23 protein-coding genes are annotated in these 21,334 nt (G+C 29.0%); 10 read left to right on the top strand and 13 right to left on the bottom strand.

Annotated features, from left to right (window positions below; all coding sequences use genetic code 11):
- Position 1: 1 nt before the first annotated feature.
- Genes ileS through AC5SL3_RS05620 form a run of 4 tightly spaced genes read left to right on the top strand, consistent with a single transcriptional unit; the run spans position 2 to position 4,702 of the window.
- Positions 2-2,719 (top strand): isoleucine--tRNA ligase, encoded by a 2,718-nt coding sequence (gene ileS / locus AC5SL3_RS05635; RefSeq protein WP_494577858.1) that lies wholly within the window; start codon positions 2-4, stop codon positions 2,717-2,719.
- Between the two features lie 9 nt (positions 2,720-2,728).
- Positions 2,729-3,229, top strand: a complete 501-nt coding sequence (gene lspA / locus AC5SL3_RS05630; RefSeq protein WP_494578793.1) for a signal peptidase II — start codon at positions 2,729-2,731, stop codon at positions 3,227-3,229.
- Positions 3,213-3,545 (top strand): DUF3035 domain-containing protein, encoded by a 333-nt coding sequence (locus AC5SL3_RS05625; RefSeq protein ID WP_494577856.1) that lies wholly within the window; start codon positions 3,213-3,215, stop codon positions 3,543-3,545. Before lspA ends, AC5SL3_RS05625 begins: the two co-directional genes overlap by 17 nt.
- Positions 3,545-4,702 (top strand): phosphoglucose isomerase-related protein, encoded by a 1,158-nt coding sequence (locus AC5SL3_RS05620; RefSeq protein WP_494577854.1) that lies wholly within the window; start codon positions 3,545-3,547, stop codon positions 4,700-4,702. The genes AC5SL3_RS05625 and AC5SL3_RS05620 overlap by 1 nt, the downstream gene beginning before the upstream one ends.
- On the opposite strand, the gene rsmD is transcribed toward AC5SL3_RS05620, so the two are convergent.
- Together rsmD and purD are read right to left on the bottom strand one after the other, a co-directional pair.
- Complete coding sequence (rsmD, locus tag AC5SL3_RS05615; RefSeq protein ID WP_494577852.1) at positions 4,699-5,265, bottom strand: 16S rRNA (guanine(966)-N(2))-methyltransferase RsmD; 567 nt, start codon at positions 5,263-5,265, stop codon at positions 4,699-4,701. The two genes, AC5SL3_RS05620 and rsmD, sit on opposite strands and share 4 nt — an antisense overlap.
- Positions 5,262-6,527 (bottom strand): phosphoribosylamine--glycine ligase, encoded by a 1,266-nt coding sequence (gene purD / locus AC5SL3_RS05610; RefSeq protein WP_494577850.1) that lies wholly within the window; start codon positions 6,525-6,527, stop codon positions 5,262-5,264. Before purD ends, rsmD begins: the two co-directional genes overlap by 4 nt.
- 21 nt (positions 6,528-6,548) lie before the next feature.
- Here purD and AC5SL3_RS05605 point away from each other — a divergent pair, with 21 nt between their 5' ends.
- Complete coding sequence (locus tag AC5SL3_RS05605; RefSeq protein WP_271486152.1) at positions 6,549-6,737, top strand: DUF2093 domain-containing protein; 189 nt, start codon at positions 6,549-6,551, stop codon at positions 6,735-6,737.
- A 13-nt stretch (positions 6,738-6,750) separates the two neighbouring features.
- On the opposite strand, the gene AC5SL3_RS05600 is transcribed toward AC5SL3_RS05605, so the two are convergent.
- The 5 genes from AC5SL3_RS05600 to ubiA are packed head-to-tail and all read right to left on the bottom strand — an operon-like array spanning position 6,751 to position 12,402.
- Entirely contained in the window at positions 6,751-7,611 is an 861-nt protein-coding gene (locus AC5SL3_RS05600) for a lysophospholipid acyltransferase family protein (protein WP_494577848.1), read from the bottom strand.
- Positions 7,608-8,549, bottom strand: a complete 942-nt coding sequence (lpxK, locus tag AC5SL3_RS05595) for a tetraacyldisaccharide 4'-kinase (protein WP_494577846.1) — start codon at positions 8,547-8,549, stop codon at positions 7,608-7,610. The genes AC5SL3_RS05600 and lpxK overlap by 4 nt, the downstream gene beginning before the upstream one ends.
- Positions 8,546-9,796: a 3-deoxy-D-manno-octulosonic acid transferase gene (locus tag AC5SL3_RS05590; RefSeq protein ID WP_494577844.1), complete on the bottom strand. Its 1,251-nt coding sequence runs from the start codon at positions 9,794-9,796 to the stop codon at positions 8,546-8,548. The genes lpxK and AC5SL3_RS05590 overlap by 4 nt, the downstream gene beginning before the upstream one ends.
- A complete protein-coding gene (locus tag AC5SL3_RS05585; RefSeq protein ID WP_494577842.1) occupies positions 9,796-11,538 on the bottom strand; it encodes an ABC transporter ATP-binding protein in 1,743 nt (580 codons plus the stop codon). The genes AC5SL3_RS05590 and AC5SL3_RS05585 overlap by 1 nt, the downstream gene beginning before the upstream one ends.
- The gene (ubiA, locus tag AC5SL3_RS05580) at positions 11,539-12,402 is read right to left on the bottom strand and encodes a 4-hydroxybenzoate octaprenyltransferase (protein ID WP_494577840.1); all 864 of its coding nucleotides are present in this window, start codon (positions 12,400-12,402) and stop codon (positions 11,539-11,541) included.
- A 52-nt stretch (positions 12,403-12,454) separates the two neighbouring features.
- Here ubiA and AC5SL3_RS05575 point away from each other — a divergent pair, with 52 nt between their 5' ends.
- Positions 12,455-12,859, top strand: coding sequence for a DUF2721 domain-containing protein (locus tag AC5SL3_RS05575; protein ID WP_011281502.1), 405 nt, complete (start codon positions 12,455-12,457; stop codon positions 12,857-12,859).
- Here the strand turns inward: AC5SL3_RS05575 and AC5SL3_RS05570 are convergent.
- From AC5SL3_RS05570 to AC5SL3_RS05550, 5 genes are all read right to left on the bottom strand, one after another.
- Complete coding sequence (locus tag AC5SL3_RS05570; protein ID WP_271579936.1) at positions 12,856-13,830, bottom strand: quinone oxidoreductase family protein; 975 nt, start codon at positions 13,828-13,830, stop codon at positions 12,856-12,858. The two genes, AC5SL3_RS05575 and AC5SL3_RS05570, sit on opposite strands and share 4 nt — an antisense overlap.
- Positions 13,830-14,669, bottom strand: coding sequence for a pirin family protein (locus tag AC5SL3_RS05565; protein WP_494577838.1), 840 nt, complete (start codon positions 14,667-14,669; stop codon positions 13,830-13,832). Before AC5SL3_RS05565 ends, AC5SL3_RS05570 begins: the two co-directional genes overlap by 1 nt.
- A gap of 9 nt (positions 14,670-14,678) precedes the next feature.
- Positions 14,679-16,217: a glutamate synthase-related protein gene (locus tag AC5SL3_RS05560; RefSeq protein WP_011281501.1), complete on the bottom strand. Its 1,539-nt coding sequence runs from the start codon at positions 16,215-16,217 to the stop codon at positions 14,679-14,681.
- 96 nt (positions 16,218-16,313) lie between these two features.
- Entirely contained in the window at positions 16,314-16,724 is a 411-nt protein-coding gene (locus AC5SL3_RS05555) for a DoxX family protein (RefSeq protein WP_494577836.1), read from the bottom strand.
- On the bottom strand, positions 16,724-16,960 hold the full coding sequence (locus AC5SL3_RS05550; RefSeq protein ID WP_006997769.1) for a CDGSH iron-sulfur domain-containing protein: 237 nt from the start codon (positions 16,958-16,960) through the stop codon (positions 16,724-16,726). The genes AC5SL3_RS05555 and AC5SL3_RS05550 overlap by 1 nt, the downstream gene beginning before the upstream one ends.
- A 94-nt stretch (positions 16,961-17,054) precedes the next feature.
- Here AC5SL3_RS05550 and AC5SL3_RS05545 point away from each other — a divergent pair, with 94 nt between their 5' ends.
- Complete coding sequence (locus AC5SL3_RS05545; RefSeq protein WP_006997770.1) at positions 17,055-17,414, top strand: winged helix-turn-helix transcriptional regulator; 360 nt, start codon at positions 17,055-17,057, stop codon at positions 17,412-17,414.
- On the opposite strand, the gene AC5SL3_RS05540 is transcribed toward AC5SL3_RS05545, so the two are convergent.
- Positions 17,407-18,069, bottom strand: a complete 663-nt coding sequence (locus AC5SL3_RS05540) for a haloacid dehalogenase type II (RefSeq protein WP_006997771.1) — start codon at positions 18,067-18,069, stop codon at positions 17,407-17,409. The genes AC5SL3_RS05545 and AC5SL3_RS05540 overlap by 8 nt on opposite strands.
- A 17-nt stretch (positions 18,070-18,086) precedes the next feature.
- Here AC5SL3_RS05540 and AC5SL3_RS05535 point away from each other — a divergent pair, with 17 nt between their 5' ends.
- The 3 genes from AC5SL3_RS05535 to ctaD all read left to right on the top strand — a co-directional run bounded on the left by AC5SL3_RS05535 (position 18,087) and on the right by ctaD (position 21,302).
- The gene (locus AC5SL3_RS05535; protein ID WP_494577834.1) at positions 18,087-18,788 is read left to right on the top strand and encodes an RsmE family RNA methyltransferase; all 702 of its coding nucleotides are present in this window, start codon (positions 18,087-18,089) and stop codon (positions 18,786-18,788) included.
- Between the two features lie 61 nt (positions 18,789-18,849).
- Positions 18,850-19,665 (top strand): cytochrome c oxidase subunit II, encoded by an 816-nt coding sequence (coxB, locus tag AC5SL3_RS05530; RefSeq protein ID WP_271623272.1) that lies wholly within the window; start codon positions 18,850-18,852, stop codon positions 19,663-19,665.
- 2 nt (positions 19,666-19,667) lie between these two features.
- Positions 19,668-21,302: a cytochrome c oxidase subunit I gene (gene ctaD / locus AC5SL3_RS05525; protein ID WP_494577832.1), complete on the top strand. Its 1,635-nt coding sequence runs from the start codon at positions 19,668-19,670 to the stop codon at positions 21,300-21,302.
- Positions 21,303-21,334: the final 32 nt, after the last annotated feature.

The following is a 21,334-nucleotide window of genomic DNA, read 5'->3' as shown; positions in this document are numbered from 1 at the left end:
TATGAGCAAAGAAAATATAAATTTACCTAAAACAGCTTTCTCCATGAAAGCAAATTTACAGAACAAAGAACCTGAAATTTTAGAATATTGGAAAAAAATTGACCTTTATAAGGAGTTGAGAAAATCTAATAAGGGAAAAGAGAAGTTCATACTTCACGATGGCCCACCATATGCGAATGGTAATATTCACATGGGTACAGCTTTAAATAAAATTTTGAAAGATATCATTGTTAAATTTCATCAAATGGATGGTAAAGATTCTGTATATGTTCCAGGATGGGATTGTCATGGTTTACCGATTGAGTGGAAAATCGAAGAGCAATATAAAAAAAACAAAAAAAATAAAAATGAAGTTCCAATAACAGAATTTAGAAAAGAGTGTAGAGAGTTTGCTGAAAAATGGATTGAAGTTCACAAAACACAATTTAAACGATTAGGTGTTGTTGGAGATTGGGATAATCATTACGCAACAATGAGCTTTGAAGCAGAAGCTCAAATCGTAAGAGAATTAGGAAAATTTTTAAAAGAAGGAAGTCTTTATAGAGGTTTTAAACCTGTTCTTTGGTCAACTGTAGAAAAAACAGCTTTAGCAGATGCTGAGGTTGAGTATCAAGATCATAAATCAGATACAATTTATACAGCCTTCCCAGTTAAGAAAACAAATATAAAAGAATTAGAAAATACAGATGTTATTATATGGACAACCACTCCATGGACCATACCTGCAAACAAAGCTCTAGCATATAATGAAGCTTTAGATTATTTAATAATTGAATTAGGTGATGAAGGAGATTTTAAGAATAAAAAAATAGTTGTTGCGGAAGCTCTACTAGAATCTGTGATCAAAGATTGTGAAATCAAAAGTTACAAAGAAATAAAAAAATTTAAGGGTAAGGATTTTAAAGATACAATTTGTAGTCACCCTTTCTTAGAGCTAGGTTATGATTATGATGTACCAATGCTTGAAGCAAGATTTGTTACAACAGAACAGGGAACAGGCATTGTTCATTGTGCACCCAGTCATGGTCCTGATGATTTTAATCTTTGTTTAAAGCATGGGATAAAAGCCATAGAGACAGTAGATGGTGATGGTAAATATACTAAAAACCTTCCTTTATTTGAGGGAACTCATATTTTCAAAGCTAATCCAATTGTTATTGAAAAATTAAAAGAACAAAAAAAATTATTATCTGATGGGGAACTAGTTCATTCATATCCACATTCATGGAGATCAAAAGCACCTCTTGTTCATAGAGCAACTCCGCAATGGTTTATTTCTATGGAAAGTCATGGCTTGAGAAAAAAAGCATTAAAAGCTCTTGATGATACTAAATTTTATCCAGACAAAGGCAGAGAAAGAATAAAAGCAATGATTGAAACAAGGCCAGATTGGTGTGTTTCAAGACAAAGAGTTTGGGGAGTTCCACTTCCAATATTTGTTCATAAAACTACTAAAGAAATTTTAGTAGATGATAATGTAAATGAGAATATTGCGAGTATTTATGAAAAAGAAGGTTCTGATTGTTGGTTTTCTGATAGTCCTCAAAGATTTTTAGGGGATAAATATAAAGCAGAAGATTACGAAAAAATAAGTGATATTGTTGAAGTTTGGTTTGATAGCGGTTGCACTCATGCATTTGTTTTAGAAAAAAGAGAAGATCTTCAATGGCCAGCATCAATGTATTTAGAGGGTTCTGACCAGCATAGAGGATGGTTTCATTCGTCACTATTAGAATCTTGTGGAACAAGAGGGAGAGCGCCTTATGAGTCGATATTATCACACGGATTTGTTGTGGATGGCAAAGGTCTGAAAATGTCAAAATCTGTTGGAAACGTAATTGCACCTGAGGATATTCTAAAAAAATATGGTGCTGATATTTTAAGAATATGGGTTGCGTCATCCAATTATGAGGAGGATTTAAGAATAGATTATTCAATTTTAGAACAGCATGCGGATTCTTATAGGAAAATTAGGAATACCTTTAGATATTTATTAGGAAATTTAAATGATGATTTTAAAAAGATAGATTTAGAAAAATTAGATTTAAATCAATTACCTGAATTAGAGCAATATATGCTTCATAGAGTATATGAGCTAAATAAAAATTTTAAAAACTATTTTAGATCATATGATTTTCATAATCTTTATAAAGAACTATTGAATTTTTGTACTGTAGATTTATCTGCATTTTATTTTGATATCAGAAAAGATGCTTTATATTGTGATAGCAAAGACTCGGAAAGAAGAAAAAGTTGTATTATAGTTTTAAATATATTGCTTGAGTCTTTAAGCAAATGGTTTGCACCAATTTTATCATTTACAACTGAAGAAATTTTTACGTTGATTAATAAAGATGAAAAAAGCATTCATCTTGAAAAATTTATGGAGTTTCCAAAATCTTTTGAAAACAATCAATTAAATAACAAATGGATTGAATTAAAAAAAATAAGAGATATTTGCAATATTAGTATAGAAGCAAAACGAGCAACTAAAGAGATAGGCTCAAGCTTAGAGGCAAATATATTAATTAATTTAAATGATAAAATGATTGATAGTTTTAAAGATATAGATTTTTCAGAGTTATGTATCACTTCAAGCGCTATAGTTGAAAAAAGTTCATCAAGTGAAATAACAGTAATTACTAATAAAGCTGAAGGTGAAAAATGTACTGTCTGCTGGAAAATAAATAAAAATGGCTGTGAAAGACATCCAAACTAAAAAAATTAAATACCTAAAGTGAATTTAAAAAAAATATCAATCGACATTTTACTTATCTTTTTTATTTTTTTAGTCGATAGGGTTTCTAAAATTTACATTATTAAAATTAGCGAAATAGAAAGTAAAGTTGATATTTATTTGACCGAGTATCTGAATTTTTACCTTATTTGGAATAAAGGGATCGCCTTTGGATTATTTTCTTTTAATGAAAGTTTTATTTATAACTCGATCACTTTAATAATAGCACTGATAAGTATTATATTAGTGATAATGATCTATAATAGTAATGGCTTTAAAAAAATATCCTTAATATTTGTTCTTGGTGGAGCTTTAGGAAATCTTTTTGATCGAATATATTATTCTGCTGTACCAGACTTTATTGATTTTCACTTTAATGATTTTCATTGGTTTGTCTTTAATATCGCAGATATATTTATAACATTAGGTGTTATATGCCTTATTTTTGATGAAATATTTGCTAATAATAAAAAAAATGAAAAATCTATTTAAAAAAATATTTCTTACATTAACAATTTTGTTTATGGTCAGCGCCTGTCAAAGTGTCAAAGATGGTTTGACTGGAAAAAAACAATCCAATTCAGACGAATTTTTAGTTAAGAAAAAAAATCCATTATCACTTCCACCAGATTTTGAAAATTTACCAGAACCAACAACTTTAAATAAAGATGACAATCAGGAAGAAAGTGAGATTAGTTTGAAAGAAATTTTAACTAAAGGCTCTAATACTGAGAGTGCAGTTACTTTATCTGAGTCACAAGATAGTTCATTAGAAAAAAGTATATTAGAAAAAATTAAAAGCAATTAATGCTTACAAAAAATATTAAATTTAAAAATTTTAAGATTAAAAAAAATAGTAAGAAAATAAAAAAAGACCTAAAAAATATTTTACTTAATAGAAATGCAGTATTAGATTCTCTAAGTACAAATTATAAGAGTAGCTATAATAAAAAAACTATTCTTAAATTTAAAAAATTTAGCAATATAAGAATAATTGGTATGGGTGGCTCGATTCTAGGAACAGAATCTATTTTTTATTTCTTGAAGAGTAGAATAAAAAAAAATTTATTTTTTTTTAATAATCTTCAGTCAAAGATTGATACAGGTTCTAGTAAAAAAAAGTACCTAAATATTATTGTTTCAAAATCAGGAAACACTCTTGAGACAATATCAAATTCAAATATTATTATTAAAAATCAAGATAAAAATATTTTTATTACAGAAAATAAAAATAATTATTTACACTTATTGGCTCAAAAATTAAAAACTGAAATAGTACACCATAATAATTTTATTGGAGGCAGATATTCTGTTCTCTCTGAAGTGGGAATGTTACCTGCTGAACTTATGGGTTTAAATAGTACTAAATTTAAACAATTAAATAACCTGATTAAAAACAAAAAATTTATTGATGCTTTAGTTATAAATGTAAATAATTCTTTATATTTTTTAAAGAAAAAAAAATTTAACTCAATTATTCTTAATTATGACGAAAGTTCAGAAAGTTTATTCAGATGGTATCAGCAATTAATGGCTGAAAGTTTAGGAAAAAAGGGAAATGGAATTTTGCCTACAATATCATTAATGCCAAAAGATAATCACAGTGTGATGCAGCTTTACTTAGATGGCCCAAAAAATAATTTTTTTACTTTTTTTCATGTCAGCAATAAAAAATCAGATAAAATTATTAATAGCAAGATTCTTGATTCACACAGTCATTTAAAAAATAAAAGTCTCAGCGAAATAATTATTTCTCAAAAATTAGCAACGGAAAAAGTTTTTTTAAATAAAAAAATTCCTTTTAGAAGTTTCGAAATAATCAATCGGAATGAAAATGCTTTAGGAGAGTTATTTTGTTTTTTTATCTTAGAAACTATTTTAATTGGGAGAGCGTTAAAAATTAACCCATATGATCAACCTGCTGTAGAGCTCATCAAAAAAGAGACAAAAAAAATATTATTTTAATAAGTATACGAACCAAAAAATACCCTTGATATTCCGTAAGTTTTTTCTTCAATAATCCTAAATACTTTTGGAAATTCATCTTTATCTTTTTTGTGTCTATGAATAATTATTATTCCGTTATCTTTTATTATCTTTGCCTCAAATATATCTTTTATTATTTTACTCAGGTTTTTTTCTTTATAAGGAGGATCCATGAAAATAATATCAAACTTAGTATCAAAGTTTTTAAAATTTAATTGGTTTAAAATGTTTTTATCGATCACCGATGAATTATCTTTGTAACCAAGATTAAAAATATTCTTTTTTAAGATTGGCAAAACAATACTGTAGTTTTCTACAAAAGTTACACTTTTGGAACCTCTAGAAAGGCACTCAAGTCCAAAAGACCCTACTCCAGAAAATAAATCTAAAATATTTGATTTTTCAAGTGCAGTATTAAATTTATTTGAATGAGTAATTATATTAAATATAGATTCTTTTGTTAAATCTTTAAGTGGTCTCGTATTAATATCTATAGGATCAAATATTTTTTTACCTTTTGATTTTCCAGATATTATCCTCATTCATTAATAACCTTGTAACCAATATCTTTTCGGTAAAAGCCACCATTCCAATTAAGTGATTTAATCATATCTATTATCTTTATTCTAGAGGTAGAAAAATTTTCTGATAAAGAGACAAAATTTAAAACTCTCCCACCAATTGCATAGAATTTATCATCAATAAGTTTTGTTCCAGCATGGAAGCAATATTCATTTGTGCCTAATTTTATTTCATCCAAATGTTCAATCAAAATATTTTTTTTAAATTGGTCTGGATATCCATTTGAGCACATTACAATACATAAACTTTTTTTATTATGCCATTCTATCTGAGCATTATTTAGTTTTTCATTACAACAGGATAAAAAAATTTCTAATAAATTAGATTTTAGTTTTGGTAGAATAGTTTGACACTCAGGATCTCCCATACGTACGTTATATTCTATTAAATAGGGCTCACCTTCTACAATCATGAGGCCTGCATATAAAAAACCTTTATAGGTTGTGCCCATTTCTTTTAAACCTAAAATTGTCGGTTCAATAATTTTTGATAAAATTTTTTTATCTAATTCATCATTAATTAATCTTGAGGGAGAGTAGGCACCCATACCTCCAGTATTTTTACCCACATCTCCTTCTGAAACTCTTTTATGATCTTGAGCAGTGTCAAACTTTTTTATTGTTTTACCATCACTAATTATGAAATAACTCATTTCTTCACCACTTAAAAATTCTTCAACTAGCAAGTTATGAGCAATACCAAATTTACCATTAAAAATTTCATCTATTGCAATTTTAGCTTCATCTAGCTTATTACAAATATAAACACCTTTTCCAGAAGCCAATCCATCAGCCTTTATAACAATAGGATATTTAGTTTTATTTATAAATTGCCTAGCTTCATCAATATTTTGAAAAATTCCAAAGTTAGCAGTTGGAATATTATATTTTTTACATAAGTTTTTTGTAAAAATTTTTGAACCTTCTAATTGAGATGCAATTTTGTTAGGACCAAAAACTTGAATATTGTTTGCTTCTAAAAAATCTACAATTCCCTCCACGAGTGGCTTTTCAGGACCAACAATAATTAAATCAATCTTATTTAATTTTATAAAATCTTTTAATTCATTGAAATTTTCTAAGTTTATTGAAATATTTTTGGCAATTTTTGCTGTTCCAGCATTTCCTGGAAAACAATATAATTGCTCTATTTTTTTAATAGTACTGAGTTTGTGACAAATAGCATGTTCACGACCACCACTTCCTATTATCCCAACTTTCATGTAATAATGTATAAACTAAAAATGAATAAAAAATTAGCAAAAATAAAATATTTACCAAATAATTTTGAAGTTATTGAGGAGGGTGATCATGTAATTTGCGCGGTATCTGGTAAGAAGATTGATCTAAATACTTTGAATTATTGGAATGTGGATTTGCAAGAACCATATTATTCGTACGTCGAGGCAGCAAAAAAAAGAGAAAGTGAATAACTTTAAAGAATTCTTATTTCCAACGATTATGAGACCAAATCCATTGTTCAGGATTTTTTAAAATCATTTTTTCTAACAAACTGTTTAAGTTTAAAGTTATCGACTCAATTGTTTCATCACCTGAAAAATTTATTGGCTCATGTATAGTAATTTGGAAATTTGTGCCCTGTATTCTTTCAATATAAACAGGGATTATTTTGCATTTAAATTTTTTAACAAATTGTGCAGGAATAGTAGTTGTAAAACACTCATCATTAAAAAATTTAGCCTTAATACCTTGAGAAACTCTTTGATCAATCATGAGTGCTATAGAAGTTTTCTTTTTGAAAAATCCAAGTAATTGTTTAGTACCTGAAATTCCTTTTTTGATTTGATTTTTACAAATGTATTTTTTTCTTACCCTCTCCATTATATAGTTTAGAAATTTATTATTAAGCGGTCTATAAATTGCTGCTAGGTTAATCCCTGATTTTTCAATATGTAGAGCCATTAATTCAAAGTTATTGAAATGTCCTGAAACAAATATAACAGGCTCATTATCTTTTTTAATTTTTTCAAGCACATCTTGACCTTTAACTTTTATATTATTATTAAATTTGGGCCCTCTAAAATTTTTTATAAAAACGTATTCAGCAAGTATTCTTCCATAATTTCCCCACATCTTTTTAGAAATTTTATCTAATTCCTCAGGACTTAAATGTGGAAGTGCTCTAAGAATATTTGATTTAATTAAATTTTTAGATCTAAAAAAGGGCCCAAAACTAGATGCAATTTTATTAGAAATAAATGAAGCAATTTTAAGCCCTAAAATTCTAAATAAAAGAAGAAGTGTTATTATAATTAAAAATTGAAAAAAATATTTTATTAATTTCATATATATTTTTTTAAATGATTTATTAGCCTATCTTCATTCTTGATATCCAGCTCAACTTTTAAATATCTAATATCATTGTTATCGATTGATTTAATCTTAATATAATCTTTTTCAGTAGTTAATATCTTCAGGTTAAGTTTTTTTGCCTGATATTTTATTTGGTCAATATCCTTATGAGTATAGTTGTAATGATCAGGAAAAATTATTTCTTTAGTTATCTTAATATTATTATTGATCAATGTTTGTCTAAAACTTTCAGGATTACCTATGCCTGAAAAAACCATATATTCGTCGTTAATATTAAATTCTTTGATATTTATAGCTTTATAGTTAGTCTCAAATATTTCAATATTAGCATTATAGCTTTTTAATAGTAACTTTAGTTTAGAGTTATCTACCTCATTTCCATTAATAAAAGCCATGTCATACTTTGAGATACTATTTATTTTTTCTCTTAAAGGTCCAGCAGGAATTAAAAAACCATTTCCAATTAATTTTAAATCATTGAAGCAAACAATTTTTAGATCATAATTTATTGATCTATCTTGTAGACCATCATCAAAAATTGCCACATCTTTATTGTCTAGAATTGCCTTATTAAGTCCATCAATTCTATTTTTTTCACAGTAAAGTTTAGTTTTTTCAGATAGCATTTTTTGCTCATCATAATGGCTTTTGTAATACTTTTTAATAGTGCAAGTATTAATATTAAGTTTATTTAAAATTTGATAAATTTTTATTGTCAATGGAGTTTTTGCTGTGCCACCTATATATATATTTCCTACACAAATTTTTTTAGGCTTATGATCTTTTTTTTTATTTTTTTTTTTATTTAAGAAAAAATTATTTAAAATTAGAGGGAAAGTTAGTGGCAATAAAATAAATGACAATAAATTTGGACGTTGATAGTCCCAAAATTTTGGTTTTTTAAATTTCATTTTTTCTTTATATGAAAGTTTATCTCATTTAAGGTTGAGTTTAAAATTTTAGAACTAAGATTTTTTATTTTTAATTGAAGTTTTTTAGAATTGCTTTTATTGTTCAGTATTTTGCTAACTTTAAGAGTTAATTGATTGGGTGTGGTAACTTTATGTGATGCTCCATTAGCTTTTAAAAGGTTATAAATTTCTTTAAAATTCCATATATTTGGGCCATGTAATATTTGACACCCATACTTTGCTGCCTCCAAAGGATTTTGCCCTCCATGTTTAATAATTGAGCCTCCTAAAAAAACAGTTTTACTAATCCTAAAAAAGGATTGGGTTTGTCCAAAAGTATTTACTAGGTATATATCTGTTTTTTTATCAATCTTTTTTTTAGAGTCATGCAAGTGAATTTTTAAATTCATTTCCTTTATATCTTGGAGAATTTTTTTAACTCTATGAATATGTCTTGGTATTATAATTGTTAATAAGTTTTTATACTTAGCTTTAAGTTTTTTATGTGTATTTGCACATATTTTTTCTTCAATTCCATGTGTGCTGGATGCACACCATATTTTTTTTGTTAAAAAAAATTTATTTAAATTACTACTTAATTCATTTGTAGTTTGTTTGCTTTGAGTAAATTTTAAATTACCAAAATATGAAATTTTTTTTGCCCCAAGTAATCTTAAATAATTCTTAGACGCCAAGCTTGATGATATGCATATGTCAAAATTTTGAAATATCGTTTTAGCTGAGGAAGAAAAAAACTTCCATTTCTTAAAAGATTTCTCAGTTATTCTTGCGTTAATTAACATTAATGATATTGATTTTTTTTTTATATTTGTGAGCATATTTGGCCATATCTCGGAGTCTATAAAGATTGCAATGGATGGATCCCAATATCTTAAAAATTTATTTGTATTGTAATTTGTATCTATTGGAAAAAATTGATGGACAGTTTTTTTTAATTTTAATTTTGATAAAATTTTAGAAGAACTTAGTGTATTTGAAGTTATTAAAATTTGTTTGATTTCTTTATTTTTTTCTAACTTTTCTATTAATGGAATTACACTTAGTATTTCTCCAACACTTGCACCATGAAACCATATTAATTTTCCCTTTAGCTTCTTTTTAGAAAAAAAACCAAGTTTTTCTTTAAATCTTAGTGGATCCTCTTTTTTTTGTAATAATCTTATTAAAATAATTATAGGTGATAAAAGTAAAATTAAATTTATTAGTATTCTATAAAAAAGAAACATTAAACTTTCTTAATTTGTTTTTCATAGAAGTTCTTGTAAACTTTTGAATTAGCTAATAATTGGTCATGCGTTCCATCACCAACAACTGTGCCAGCATCTATTACATAAATTTTATCTGAGTTTAAAATTGTTGATAATCTATGAGCTATCACAATTGTTGTTCTATCTTTGGTTAAAAAATTTATAGCATCTTGAATTTTATTTTCAGTTTCTGCATCTAGTGACGATGTTGCCTCATCTAACAGAATAATTTGACTTTTCTTTAGCATTGCTCTCGCTATAGATAGTCTTTGTTTTTCTCCACCAGACAATCTTGTTCCATTTTCACCAATAATAGTTTCATACTTATTTGGAAGTTTTTCTATAAATTCACTGGCATAAGAATATTTTGCTGCTTCTTCAATTTCTTTTTGACTTGCACCTAGGTTTGCATATGCAATATTATTTCTAATCGTATCATCAAATAAAGTAGTGTCTTGACTAACGAGTGAGATATTTTTTCTAAGAGAGCTTATTGTACAATTATAGATTGACTGATTATCTATTTCTATATCTCCTGAAATTGCATCATAAAACCTTGGAATTAAATTTAATATTGTTGATTTACCAGCACCACTATGACCAACAATTGAAGTCATTTTTCCACCTAACATTTTTATACTTACTGAATTTAAGGTTTTGATTTCTTTTTCCTTTTCATACTTGAAAGATACATTTTTAAATTCAATATTGCCTGTATCAACTTTAATTTCAGAGTCATCTTTGTTTTGAACAAGTTCAGATTTTTCGTCAATAACAGGCAAAATTCTTTTTGCAGCTGAAAGCCCTTGGCTAATTGTTATATTCAATGTAGCAAGTGATCTAACCGGTTGATATGCTAGCATCATAGCCGCTAGAAAAGAGAAAAAATTATTTATATCAATCTCATTCTTTAAAACTAACTTTCCAGAGTAAAAAATTAAAACTGCTATCATGATACCAGTTAAGGTTTCCATTATTGGTGATGATCTCACATAGACAGTTGCAATTTTTATAGTTTTTTCTTTAACATCATTTATGAACTTTTCTGCTCTTATTTTTTCATATTTTTCCTGTTGAAAAATTTTAATAAGTTTATGATTTTTAAAAAGTTCAATTAAATATGTATTAAGAATTCCAGCTCTTAACATTTGTTCTGTTGCAACCTTACCTATTCTTTTACCCAAGGTTCTTGCTGCAAAAGTTGCTAGAGGTATCATTATAAGTGCCACCAAAGAAAGCTTCCAATTTTGAAAAAACATTACAATCAATAATCCGATTAAAGTTAAACTATCTTTGAAAATATTTAAAACTGCAGTGCTGATTAAGTTGGTAATATGACTTACATCATTAGTTATATTGGATATAAATTTTCCAGTATGTTTTCCATCAATTAATTTTGTATCAGCCTCAACTAAATTATTTAACATGTCACATTGAAGGTCTTTTCTTACTTCTTCTGAAACACCTATCATAAGAACTTTTGCCACATATAGTGAAAAGCCTTTCACAGCAAAAGCAATAATAATGAAAATTGGGATGATAATTATTAAAGCTTGATCTTTTTCAATAAATATTTTTTTTATTGCTGGATCTAAAAGATAGGCAATGGCTGATGTACTACCAGCCACAAGTAAGGCAAAAAATACAGACAATATTATTTTATTAATATGTTTTTTTGTATAATTAAAAAAAAGTCTTTTTATAATATCAATTTTATTCACTTAAAGTTTCCCAATCAAAATATTACACAAAACTATAGCACCAAAAAAATTATTACTTTTAAAAATTCTTAGACAATTTTTAGGATCTTTGAAATTAAAATTATGGATTTGATGAAAAAATAAATGAGTAGTTGGAATGAGAATAAAAAAATAAAACATCGTATTAAGCTTCATATAAATACCTACTAGTATTAAAGAAATTATAAAGATTAAATAGCATGTTGTTAAAAATAATTTTGGTTTTTTTTTAAATTTTATTGAAGTAGATTTTACTCCTATAATTTCATCATCTTTAATATCTTGAAACCCATATATTGTGTCGTATCCCAGTGTCCAAAATATGGCTCCTAAGTAAAAGATAATAGCAACAGCATTTATTTCACCCTGTATTGCAGTCCATCCTAAAATTAGACCATAATTAAATGTTATTCCTAAAAATAATTGAGGCCAATAAGTAAATCTTTTCATTAAAGGGTAAGTGAAGGCTAGAGGCATAGACCCAAGAGCAAGCAAGATTGTTAAGTTATTAAAGTTAATTAAAACCAAAAGTGCAAGTAGGCATAAAATCAAAGTATATAATATTCCTAATTTTATGGAAACTTGGTTAGACGCAATAGGTCTATTTTTTGTTCTTGAAACTTTTTTATCAAATTCTTTGTCAGAAATATCATTTACAATACATCCTGCAGAACGCATTAGAACTGATCCTAAAAAAAATAATAATAAGTAAAAAAAATAATCATTTAAGTTTTTTGAGAAATCATAAGCAATAGTTAGTCCCCATGCACAAGGCCAAAATAATAGCATATAGCCAATAGGTCTTTTCAATCTTGTTAGTTCAATAAAGAGATTTAATTGTTTCATAATAATTTACTTGTAAATAACAAAGGCTAGTTTCATAATCAAACTGATTCGTATGAATATAGATTACACAGTTACAGCATTGATGTTTCCGGCCATTCCTTTATTGATGAGTGTATATAGCAACAGATTTCATTCTTTGAGCAAGCTTATTAGGCAGCTTCATGATGAACATGTGTATGAAAATCATATTCCTCCTGAGTGGAAAAAACAGTTTATAAATTTAAGTGGAAGAATTGTTCTTTTAAAATGGACTATTATGTTTGCTGCATTTGGTTTCTTATTTAATATGTTGACTGTGTTTGCCCTTTATTTGAATGAAATTTTTGCTGCAAGATTAATCTTTGGATCTTGTTGTTTATCGATGATGATTTCAATTGTTGTTTTTATGAGAGAAATTCAAGTATCAACAAATGCATTAAAATTGCATATGTCTGATATGGATGTTAATTTAGATTAATTAGGAATAATAACTGCAGGACCGGTTAATAGTCTTGCTTCTAATTCTTCATGAGCTTTTTTAGCATCATCAAGTGAGTATTTTTTTGAAATTTCAACTTTAAATTTTCCAGACAAAATTGCATCAAAAACTTTTTTAGCTGATTCGACTAATTCTTCCCTTGTCATTGTATAATGTGCAATAGAAGGACGAGTAAAAAATAATCCTTTTGCATTAATATGTTTTTTAACATCTATCGTATCAACGTAACCTGATGCGTTACCAAAAGCGACCATCATACCTCTAACCTTTAAGGTTTCAATCGATCCATCAAATGTTTTAATACCAACACCATCATAGACAACATCAACTCCATTTTTACCTGCAATTTTTTCCACCTCTTCAACAAAGTTTGTATCTGTATAATTTATTACATGATGACAACCATTTTTTTTAGCAATAGCTTCTTTTTCTTTAGAGCCAACAGTTCCAATAACTTCAGCTCCTAATGCATTAGCCCACTGACATAAAATTTGACCCACACCACCAGCGGCTGCGTGGTATAATACTTTATCCCCTTTTTTAATTGGATAAGCTCTGTGTAATAAATATTCAGCAGTAATCCCTTTAAGCATAATACAAGATGCTATTTCATCTGAGATACCCTCTGGAACTAAAACTAATTTTTCTTGAGGAAACAATTGTTTTTCTGAATAACTTCCAATTGGCATTGAAGAGTGAGCCACTCTATCTCCAACTTTAAACAGATCAACTTCAGAACCAACTTCTTCTATTATTCCACATGCCTCTAGGCCAATTCCACTTGGTAGAGGAATAGGGTACAAGCCTGTTCGATGATAAACATCAATATAGTTAAGACCAATTGATAGATTTTTTATAAGAACTTCTTTTGGACCTGGTTTACCGATTTCAATATCTTTAACCTCTAATACTTCAGGACCACCAAATTTTTCTATTTTAATAGTTTTCATTATTTTACAAATGTATCATTATGATAATCTTGAACTGCTTGCAAGATCTCTGCTTTAGTATTCATTACAAATGGACCTCCTCTAGCAATAGGCTCACCAATTGGCTTTCCAGATATCAATAAAAACTTGACTTTAGTTAAGCTAGAGACTTTTAATTTTTCACCTCTAGTTAGAATAATTAAAGTAGAGTTTTTAGCTTGGTCATGGTTTTGATCTCCTACCTTAATTTCACCTTCAACTAAATATATTAATGAATTGTGAGTTGAGGGAAGATCAAAATTAAATTCTTTTCCTTTTTCAAGCTCTACATCAAAATAAACAGGTTCAACATTGTGACCTTTAACAGGTCCTTCTGCATCTTGAAATTTTCCAGCAATCACTTTGACAGTTTTATCATCGTCTTTATGAGTGCTCATTTTATCTGCATCAATATAAATATATTCAGGTTTAGTCATTTTCAATTTAGCAGGCATGTTTACCCATAATTGAAATCCATGAAGCTTACCTTCTTTCATTGCAGGCATTTCTGAATGAATGATACCACTTCCAGTTTTCATCCACTGAACATCTCCAGCAGTCATTATTCCTTCGCCACCTGTACTGTCTTTATGTTCAAAGTCGCCAGCAAGCATATATGTTACTGTTTCAATTCCTCTGTGAGGATGAGGAGGGAAACCACCAATGTAATCATCTTTATTTTCAGAACCAAATTCATCCAACATTAAAAAGGGATCGTGGTAATCAATAAGGTGAGTGCCAATACTTCTTTTTAATTTAACACCAGCACCATCTGACGCTGCAACTGGTTCTATAATTTTTTCTACTTCAATATTACTCATTTCTATCCTCTATTTATTGTTTTGCTTATTATTTATAATTCCACCAAATGACACACCAGATAGTTCGCTCATTTCCTTCTTCCAAGTTGTTAAATCATTTATAGAAAGTTTATTAAGATGATCATGTCCGCATGCTCTTGCTAATATCTTCATTAGATCTACAGATGCATTAAAAAATCTAGTTAATCTTGCAGAAGATTCGTCAATATTTAATTTTTTTCTAAGTTCTGGTCTTTGAGTGGCAATACCAGCGGGGCAATTATTTGTATTACACATTCTAGCACCAACGCATCCTATTGCTTGCATGGCTGAGTTAGAGATTGCAATACCATCTGCTCCAAGAGCAAGTGCTTTTACAAAATCTGCAGAAGTTCTTAATCCACCTGTTACAATTAATGATACATGGTCATAACCTTTTTTATCTAAATAATTTCTAGCTCTTGCTAAGGCTGGAATTGTGGGAACAGAAATATTATCTCTAAATATTAAAGGAGCAGCCCCAGTTCCACCACCACGCCCATCAAGAATAATATAATCAGCACTAGCACTTACGGCAAATTCAATGTCATCTTCTATATGTTGAGCAGATAATTTAAATCCTATTGGAATACCACCAGTTAACTCTCTAACTCTGTTTGAGAATTTTAAAAAATCATCAACTGTTGTCAGGTCTTTGAAAGTAGAAGGGGAGATAGCATCTTCACCTTCTGGAATTTGTCTTACCTCAGATATTTTACCTTTAACTTTGTTCCCTGGTAAATGTCCACCTGTTCCAGTTTTTGCAGCTTGACCACCTTTAAAATGAAAAGCTTGAATATTTTTTAACTTATCTTCTGAATAACCAAATTTAGCAGAAGCAAGTTCATAAAAATACTTTGAATTATTTTTTTGCTCTTCTAAAAGCATTCCACCTTCTCCGGAGCAAATTCCTGTACCAGCTCCCTCAGCACCTTTTGCTAGAGCAATTTTTGCCTCCTCTGATAGCGCACCAAAACTCATGTCAGATACAAAAATTGGAATCTTTAACGTTAGAGGTTTATTTGAGTTTTTACCTATAATTATATCTGTCTCAACTTTATCATTATCTAGAAGAGGTTTTTTTGCTAGTTGGGCTGTAAGTATTTGAATATCTTCCCACTTTGGCAAGTCTTTTGAGGGAACACCCATTGCTCCCATTTCTCCATGATGACCAAGTTTTGTTAAGCCATTTTTTGCAAGCTCATGAATGTATGCAAGATGTGGCTCTTCTTCTGTACTCTTTGTTTCATTAGTGCCTGAAACTTCTTCTGATTTATTAATTTGATCAGAGGTAAAATTTTTATGCGTACCGTCACAATAAGGTTTGGTACTACTATGTTTACACATACAAAGATAAGCATCACCAGTTTCTTCAGCTTTAAAATTTATAGGCTCAAATGAAGTACCAGCATGAGACCAATCACAAAATGGTTGGTTTTTAGATTTTCCACAAGTACAAAACATGTATTCTTCATTTTGTACTAGTTCTACTTTTTTAGGTTTGTTATCTGCTATAGTTGGCTTGTCCATTAATACCCTTACTCTAATAAATTAAATCTTAAAATAATATGTAATTTTTATAAGTGTCTTAATTTAAAGCATCAAGACACTTATATATTTAGTTAATTAACGATTATTTAATTTTTTATCTAGACTGAAATCTTTTGTTTCATTAACAACTAAGAATAAAAAACCCCCAGCAAGAGCAATATTTTTCATAAAAGATATAAACTGCATTTGATCAGAAAGATTATTATGAAAAATAACCGCTGTGGCGATACAAAATATACTTAATAAAGCTGCTGAAACTTTTACTTTATATCCAATCATAATTAATATCGGTGCACCTATCTCAAGTATGATAGCTGGTATTAAAAAAATGCCAGGCACACCTAAAGACTCCATCCAACCAACTGTTCCTTCATAGTTTCCAATTTTATTAATTCCACTTAACAAAAAAATTAGAGAGATAAGTATTCTACCAGTCATATCTAAGATATTGTTCATATTTTTAGTTCTTTTACTTGCTTTAATCATTACTTGCTGTGTGAACCATCGCAAAGAGGCTGGTTGTTAGTTTGTTTACAAGCACAAAAAAATACTTTTTTTGTTTCTTCTGCTTTGTAAGCTAGAGGAGTGAATTCTGAACCTTGATGAGATCCATCACAAAATGGTTGCTTTGAACTCTTTCCACATGAACACCAGTAGTAAGATTTATCTTTCTCTACATCTACTGCAATTGGTCCGTTACCTGCGTTTTGTCCTTTAGTCATATTGATCCTTTCAATTTATTTGACTTCTATTTAGTGCTTTGGTATTAATAAAGCAATAACGCAAAGTAAACATACTAGTATATAAAAACATACCATGAAAAATTTAATAGATTGTCCAGCTGAAAGAGCCGTTTACTTTCTTGGAGGTAAATGGAAAATTAGAATTTTGTTTAGTTTGCTGCAAAGTAAAAAAATTAGATTTGGTGAGCTCAAAAAAGGATTAAAAACCATTACACAACAAATGTTATCCAAGCAGCTTAAGGAACTAGAAGGAGATGGAATAATTAATAGAAAAGTAATTCGAATAATGCCCCCAAAAGTTGAGTATTCACTTACAGAATTTGGGCTTTCGGTTATGCCTATCTTAAGATCCTTTTCAGAGTGGAATAAAAGAAATACTCGAACTATTTCAGTAAAACTAAATAAGAATTTTGAAGAAAATAGAATTAGATAATATCAAGCAATTGTTTTAAGTTTTTAACCTCATCTTTAGGTTTATAATCAAGATTATCAAAAATATTATTATTTCTGTTTACCCAAATAGAACTGTAACCATAATTTCCACCACCAGAAACATCCCAAGTATTAGCACTTAAAAATGCGACTTCTTCTTTTTGTATTTTGTATTTTTTAATTGGCATGTCATAAACTTTTGAGTCTGGTTTATAAATTCCAACTTCTTCAATTGAAAAAATATCATCAAATATATTATCTAAATTATTACTCTTAACTAATTCGTTAAGAAGAGAGGGTGTTCCATTTGAAAGAATACCTAATTTATAATTTTTTTCTTTTAATCTTTTTAAAATTTCAGGTACTTCAGGAAAAGGTGAGAGCACCTTATAAAGATTTAATAATTCATTTTTCATTGATAAATCTATTTCGTAAGCCTTCATAGATTTATCCAAACTATCTTCTGTCACCTGCCAAAAGTCTTTATGTCTATTCATTAGACTTCTAAGCCAAGTGTATTCTAATTGAGTAGTTCGCCAATAATTAGCAAAGCCTTCCCATTTATCACCAATTTTATCTTTACATTTTTCTGCTGCTGAATTGACATCAAATAAAGTGCCATATGCATCAAAAATTATTGCTTTAATATTTTTCATAAATTAACTTAACATTAATGAGTAATATTAGATTATTTTTTAAAGAAAGTTTATCACTTAATTTAACTGCTAAGCTTGATAAATCTCAATCTCACTATGTGAATAAAGTAATGAGAATCAAAGGGGGCGAGGTTTTTTCTTTATTTAATAACGGTGGAGAGTGGGAAGCAAAAATTTTAACTATTTCAAAAAGTATAGTTGAATTTAATATTACAAAACAATTAAGACAAAAAGAAAATGTAAAAGATTTGTGGTTAGCTTTTTCACCCATTAAATCAAATTATTTTAATTTTATGATTCAAAAAGCAACAGAGCTTGGTGTTACAAAATTTTTACCAATAATATTTGATAGAACAATTGTTAGAAAAATAAATAAAGAAAGATTAGAAAAAGTAATCATAGAAGCTGCTGAGCAATCTAATCGTATTAATGTTCCGCTTATTGAAGATCCCCAATCATTAAAAAGTTTTTTAAATCATGAAAAGATGGACTTAATATTCACAGATTTAAATTCTGAAAATAAAAAATTAGATTTTAATAAATTAGCTCATAATCCAACTTGTGTAATTATTGGTCCAGAGGGAGATTTTTCTGAAGAAGAAAGGGGGGAGATTCTTGCCTTTAAAGGGGTTCAGCCAATTAAAATAAACGAAAATATACTTAGATCAGAAACTGCTGTAATTTCAGCCTTATCAATTGTTAATTACCTAATTAATTGATATTTTGTCGCGAAAACTAAAGTGTAATTTTTTAAAAGACACTTTATATAGTGTGTAACAAATGAAAAAATTTTTAATAACAATTATAACTACAATGTTAATAACTAGCGCCTGGGCGGATCAGCCTAAAAACTGGCAGCTAGGCTTTCAAGATTCTGCCTCTCAAAGTATGACTGAGATTGTTAGTTTTCATAACAACATTCTCCTTCCTGTAATTATTGCTATTAGTGTTTTTGTTTTATTTCTTATGATTTATGTTTGTATAAGGTTTAGAGCGTCAAAAAATCCTAACCCATCAAAAACTACTCACAATGTTGCTGTAGAGGTTTTGTGGACACTGATTCCATGTTTAATTTTGATAGTGATGGCAGTTCCATCTTTTAAAATTTTGTATAAACAAGATACTATTCCAAAAGCTGACCTAACAATTAAAGCTGTTGGTTACCAGTGGTACTGGGGCTACGAGTATCCTGATGAAAATATTATTTTTGAGTCGTATATGATTAAAGAAGCTGAATTAAAAGAAAACCAACCTAGATTATTAACTGTTGATAATGAAGTTATTGTTCCAGTTAATAAAGTGGTTAAAGTTTTAATTACAGCCAACGATGTTTTGCATGCTTGGGCATTACCATCATTTGGAGTTAAGAGAGACGCAGTTCCTGGAAGAATAAACGAGACTTGGTTTAAAGCTGAAAAAGTTGGAACGTACTATGGTCAATGTTCTGAACTTTGTGGAATTGAGCATGCTTTTATGCCTATCACAGTAAAAGTTGTGACAGATGAAGAATATGCAATATGGTTAGCAGAGGCTAAAATGAAATTTGCAAAAGAGCCAATTGCAGTAAATGAATATAAAAAACTAGCGAGTAAATAAAAATGTACACAAAAACAGCATCACACGACGATCATCACACACCAACAGGTTGGAAACGTTGGGCTTACTCAACTAACCACAAAGACATTGGTACAATGTATTTAATTTTTGCAATTGTTGCAGGAATTATTGGTACAGCTTTTTCAGTATTAATGAGAATTGAATTGATGCATCCAGGTGATGGAATTTTAGGTGGCAACTATCACTTATATAATGTGTTGGTTACAGGCCATGGATTAATAATGATTTTCTTTATGGTAATGCCTGCAATGATTGGTGGATTTGGTAATTGGTTTGTCCCAATTATGATCGGTGCACCTGATATGGCTTTTCCAAGAATGAATAATATTTCATTTTGGTTATTACCAGCTTCATTTATTTTACTATTACTTTCAATATTTGTAGATGGCCCTCCAGGTCAGCAAGGTGTTGGTGGAGGATGGACTTTATATCCACCTTTATCGTCAAAAGCTGGACAACCAGGACCTGCTATGGATTTTGCTATTTTAAGCTTACACTTAGCTGGAGCTTCTTCAATTTTAGGAGCAGTTAACTTTATTACAACAATTTTAAATATGAGAACGCCAGGCATGACTTTGCATAAAATGCCTTTATTTGCTTGGTCTGTTTTAGTTACAGCATTTTTATTATTACTATCACTACCTGTTTTAGCTGGTGCTATCACAATGCTTTTAACAGATAGAAATTTTGGAACAGCATTTTTTGATGCTCAAACTGGAGGAGATCCAGTTTTATACCAACACTTATTTTGGTTCTTTGGTCACCCTGAAGTTTATATTTTAATTTTACCTGGCTTTGGAATGATCAGTCATATCGTTTCAACATTTTCTAAGAAACCTGTATTTGGATATTTAGGAATGGCTTATGCGATGGTTTCAATTGGGGTTGTTGGGTTTGTTGTTTGGGCTCACCACATGTATACGGTAGGTTTAAGTACAGACACTAAAGCATATTTTTTAGCTGCAACAATGATTATTGCGGTCCCAACAGGGATTAAAATATTTTCATGGATTGCAACAATGTGGGGTGGATCAATTTCATTTAAAACTCCCATGATGTGGGCATTAGGTTTTATATTTTTATTTACAGTAGGTGGTGTAACAGGGGTTGTTCTTGCAAATGCAGGTGTTGATACTGCAATGCATGATACTTACTATGTAGTTGCTCACTTTCATTATGTATTATCTTTAGGTGCAGTATTTGCAATCTTTGCAGGATTTTATTATTGGTTTGGTAAAATGTCTGGGTATGAGTATTCAGAATGGATGGGACAATTACATTTTTGGTTAACATTCATTGGAGTGAACTTAGTATTTTTCCCTCAACATTTTTTAGGTTTAGCTGGAATGCCAAGAAGATATGCTGATTACCCTGATGCATTTGCTGGATGGAATTATGTTTCGTCAATTGGCTCATACATAGCGGTTGCTGGCTTACTAGTATTTTTTGCTAACTTAATTTATTCTTTTTCTAAGAAAAAAGCTGCAGCTCAGAACCCTTGGGGAGAAGGAGCTACAACTCTAGAATGGACTGTACCATCGCCACCAAATTTTCATACTTTTGAGGAATTGCCAAAATTTGAAGATCCAGATGGTGTTGAAAAAGCATCTAGTTAATAAAGTTACAGCTTTTTCTATATTAAATATTG

It is taken from the genome of Candidatus Pelagibacter sp. PS_34 (genome assembly GCF_059417845.1).
The sequence above is the reverse complement of the archived record's forward strand: the minus strand, read 5'-3'. Positions and strand labels throughout refer to the sequence as shown.